The 4,026-nt window shown below is 61.9% G+C and carries 3 protein-coding genes; all 3 read right to left on the bottom strand.

What is annotated here, in order from left to right:
- Nucleotides 1-1,098, bottom strand: a 1,098-nt coding sequence (locus ACR0MP_RS21965; protein ID WP_170408892.1) for an iron-containing alcohol dehydrogenase, incomplete at its 3' end; no start/stop codon positions are given.
- Nucleotides 1,099-1,165: 67 nt separating this feature from the next.
- The gene (locus ACR0MP_RS21970; protein ID WP_170408891.1) at nt 1,166-2,548 is read right to left on the bottom strand and encodes an aldehyde dehydrogenase family protein; all 1,383 of its coding nucleotides are present in this window, start codon (nt 2,546-2,548) and stop codon (nt 1,166-1,168) included.
- Between the two features lie 128 nt (nt 2,549-2,676).
- A partial coding sequence (locus ACR0MP_RS21975; protein WP_480888107.1) for a glutamine synthetase family protein occupies nt 2,677-4,026 on the bottom strand: 1,350 nt, incomplete at its 5' end.

The raw sequence follows: 4,026 nt of genomic DNA on the forward strand, positions 1-4,026 counted from the left end.
GATCGGATTCCCTCCGCATGAGGGGTCGATGATTGCGCCCTGGACCAGTTCGGGGATGGCGGCTTTGGTGACGCCGAGGTCGGAGAGATTGCGGGGGATGGCGAGGCTGTCGTTGAACTCTTGCACGAAGCTGCGGAAGCCGTCGAAGCCGCCGTCGATGCCCAGATAGGCGGCGGCTTGCTGGAAGCGGTCGGCGATGACTGGCGCGTTGAACTCGAGTACGGCGGGCATGCAGACCGCGTTGGTGGTGCCGTGGTGGGTGTTGAACACCGCGCCGACGGGGTGGCTCATGGCGTGGATGGCGCCCAGGCCTTTCTGGAAAGCGGTGGCCCCCATCGCCGCCGCGCTCATCATCTGGGCGCGGGCTTCGATGTCGGTGCCGTCCGCATAGGCACGTGGCAGGTAGTCCTTGACCAGCCGCATCCCTTCCAGCGCGATGCCCTGAGACATCGGGTGGTAATGCGGGCTGCTAAACGCCTCGACACAATGCGCGAACGCATCCAGACCGGTGCCTGCGGTGATGAACCTGGGCATGCCCACCGTCAGCTCGGGGTCGCAGATCACGACCGTGGGCAGCACCTTGGGGTGGAAGATGATCTTCTTGGCGTGGGTTTCCGAGTTGGTGATGACGCTGGCGCGCCCCACTTCGGACCCGGTCCCGGCGGTTGTGGGCACGGCGATGATCGGCGCGATGGCATCGGCATCCGCTCGGGTCCACCAATCGCCGATGTCCTCAAAGTCCCAGACCGGGCGCGTCTGACCACACATGAAGGCGACCATCTTGCCCAGATCCAGCCCCGAGCCGCCGCCAAAAGCGATCACCCCGTCATGGCCGCCCGCGTTATAGGCCGCAACACCGGCCTCGAGGTTCTGTTCATTGGGGTTCGGGTCCACATCCGCGAACAGACCCCGGCCCAGACCGGCGGTCTCCATGATATCCAGCGTCGCGGTGGTGATCGGCAGGTCGGCCAGCCCCTTGTCGGTGACCAGCAGCGGCTTCTTCATGCCGGCCGCAGCACAGGCTTCGGGTAATTCATTGATCCGCCCGGCCCCGAATTTGATTGCGGTTGGATAAGACCAGTTTCCAACAAGTGACATGTTTGCTTTCCTTCGTGTCAAAAGGCCTGCCCCGGCGAGGGGGTCATTCCGAGGCAGGCCGGCGTCCTTAGCCCGTGACCTTTTTCAGGTGATAGGATTTGGGACGTGTCAGGTTGTGATAGCCAATGACCGAGAGACCGCCGCCGCGCCCGGTATTCTTGCAGCCGGTCCAGCACAGGCCGGGATCCAGATAATCGGCCCGGTTCATGAAGACGGTGCCCGTCTCAATCTGGTCACCCACGCGGGCCGCGCGATCCAGATCGCGGGTCCAGAGGCTCGCCGTCAGGCCAAACGCGCTGTCATTCATCAGCCGGGTGGCCTCGTCATCCGAGGACACTTTCATGATGCCCACTACCGGACCAAAGCTTTCATCCCGCATCACCCGCATGTCATGGGTGACATTGGTCAGGATCTGCGGCGTCAGATATGCGCCGCCATCATCCTCGGGGAAAATGTCGATATGGGCCACCGCACCAGCCTCGACCGCCTCGGCAATCTGCGCCCGCACCTCATCGGCAAAGCGCACATTGGCCATCGGGCCAATGGTGGTTTCAGCGTCCAGCGGATTGCCCAGCTTATAGCCCTTCACGATCTCCACCGCCCTGACGACGAAGTCGTCATACAGGCTTTCGTGCACATAGATCCGCTCGATCCCGCAGCAGCACTGGCCCGCGTTGAACATTGCCCCGTCGATCAGCGTCTCAACCGCCGCCTCCAGATCGGCATCGTCCATCACATAACCCGGATCCTTGCCGCCCAACTCAGTCCCGACACCGGTAAAGGTGCCCGCCGCCGCGCGCTCCATCGCCTGGCCGCCGCCGACCGATCCGGTGAAGTTCACGAAGTCGAACGCATTGCCCGCGATCAGATCGTTGGTCACGTCATGGCTCAGAAAGACATTCTGGAACACGTCTTCGGGCACACCCGCTGCATGGAAGGCCTGCGCCATACGCTCGCCCACCAGCAGGGTCTGCGTGGCGTGTTTCAGGATCACCGTATTACCCGCGATCAGCGCCGGGGCCACCGTGTTGATCGCCGTCATGTAGGGGTAGTTCCACGGCGCCACCACAAACACCACCCCATGCGGGATGCGCTTGATATAGCGTTTGAACGTCTCATCTTCGCCCACCGCGATATCAGCCAACGCGCTTTCGGCAATCCCGGCCATATGGCTTGCGCGCTCGTTGAAGCCGCCGAACTCACCGCCATAGCGCACCGGGCGACCCATCATATGCGCCAACTCGGGCACGATTTCCTCATTCATCGCGCCGACAGCAGCCACACCCGCCATCACGAGATCAATGCGTTCCCGCAAGGGCCGCGCCGCCCAAGCCGCCTGTGCGGCCCGCGCCCGGCCCGCAACCTCAAACGCGGCCTCCCGCGACAACACCTCGCGCTCGGCAAAAACCGACCCATCAATCGGCGAGACACATTGCAACATCTGCCCCATAGTCACTCCATCTCTAAAGAGAGCAGGATCCCTGCTTCATCTGGCCATAAATATCTCGGGGGCCGCCATTGGTGCGCCATTGGTTCGAGCGCCAATGGCGGCGGGGCTGGCCCCTCGCTTTCACCCTCTCAAGCCCGCTCAAACCCGCGGGCAATTTCCCAATCGGTCACCACGCGCTCAAACTCTTCGATCTCAACCTCGGCCGCGCGCGCATAGTGATCGACAACGTCATCTCCCATCGCAGCCCGCAACATCGCCGAGCCATGCAGCGCATCCCGCGCCGCGCGCAGATTGCCCGGGATCATCCCCGTCTCTCCCTGATAGACGTCGCCCGTGGTCGGCGGCTGCAACTCCAGCCCTTCTTCGATCCCAGCGATCCCCGCCGCCAGCATCCCAGCCATCGCCAGATAGGGGTTCATATCCGAGCCCGGGATACGGCATTCCACCCGCACCGCCTTGGTGCCGTCACCGCACAGGCGGAACCCGGCGGTGCGGTTGTCCACCGACCAGATGATCCGCGTCGGCGCAAAGGTCCCCTTCATGAACCGCTTGTAGCTGTTGATGTAGGGCGCCATGAAACAGGTGTAATCGGCGGCGTATTTCAAAAGACCCGCCATGTAGCTTTTCATCACATCCGACATGCCGAGCGGATCTTTTTCGTCGAAAAAGATCGGCCGCCCCTCGGACCAGAGCGACTGATGCACGTGGCTGGAACTGCCCACCTTCTCATGATGCCATTTCGGCAGGAAGGTCGCGGCATGCCCATGCTGCCAGGCAATCTCTTTCACCGCGTTCTTGGCGATCGAGTGATACTCGGCCGTCTCCATCGCAGGCGCGTATTTGATGTTCAGTTCTTCCTGCCCGGTCTCGGCCTCACCTTTCGTGTTCTCGACCGGTATCCCCGCATCCCACAGATGGTTGCGGATCGGGCGCATCACATGCTCTTCCTTGGTGGTCTGAAGGATGTGATAGTCTTCGTTGTACCCCGAGATCGGCTCAAGGTCGCGAAAGCCTTCCTTGCGGATCTGATCAAAGCTTTTCTCGAACAGGAAAAACTCCAGCTCGGTGGCGCACATCGCGTCATAGCCCATCGCCTTCAGCCGGTTCACCTGACGTTTCAGGATCGAGCGCGGCGCGTGTGGCACTTCTTCATGCGTGTGATGATCCAGCACATCGCACATCACCATCGCCGTGCCTTCCAGCCACGGTACAGGGCGCAGCGTGCTCAGATCCGGCTTCATCACATAATCGCCATAGCCCCGCTCCCAACTGGTCGACGCATACCCATCCGGCGTCCCCATCTCGAGATCCGTCGCCAGCAGATAATTGCAGCAATGCGTCTCTTCCCACGCCCCCGCAACAAAATGACCCGCATGAAACCGCTTGCCCATCAAACGGCCCTGCATATCGACCATGCATACCAATACGGTGTCGATTTCCCCGGCAGAAATCTGCGCCTTAAGATGCTCGAATGTCAG

It is taken from the genome of Ruegeria sp. K3, assembly GCF_056531845.1.

What these genes read in the sequence shown, in the direction of transcription:
- ACR0MP_RS21970 (WP_170408891.1), bottom strand. Translation starts at nt 2,548, where the DNA reads ATGGGGCAGATGTTGCAATGTGTCTCGCCGATTGATGGGTCGGTTTTT.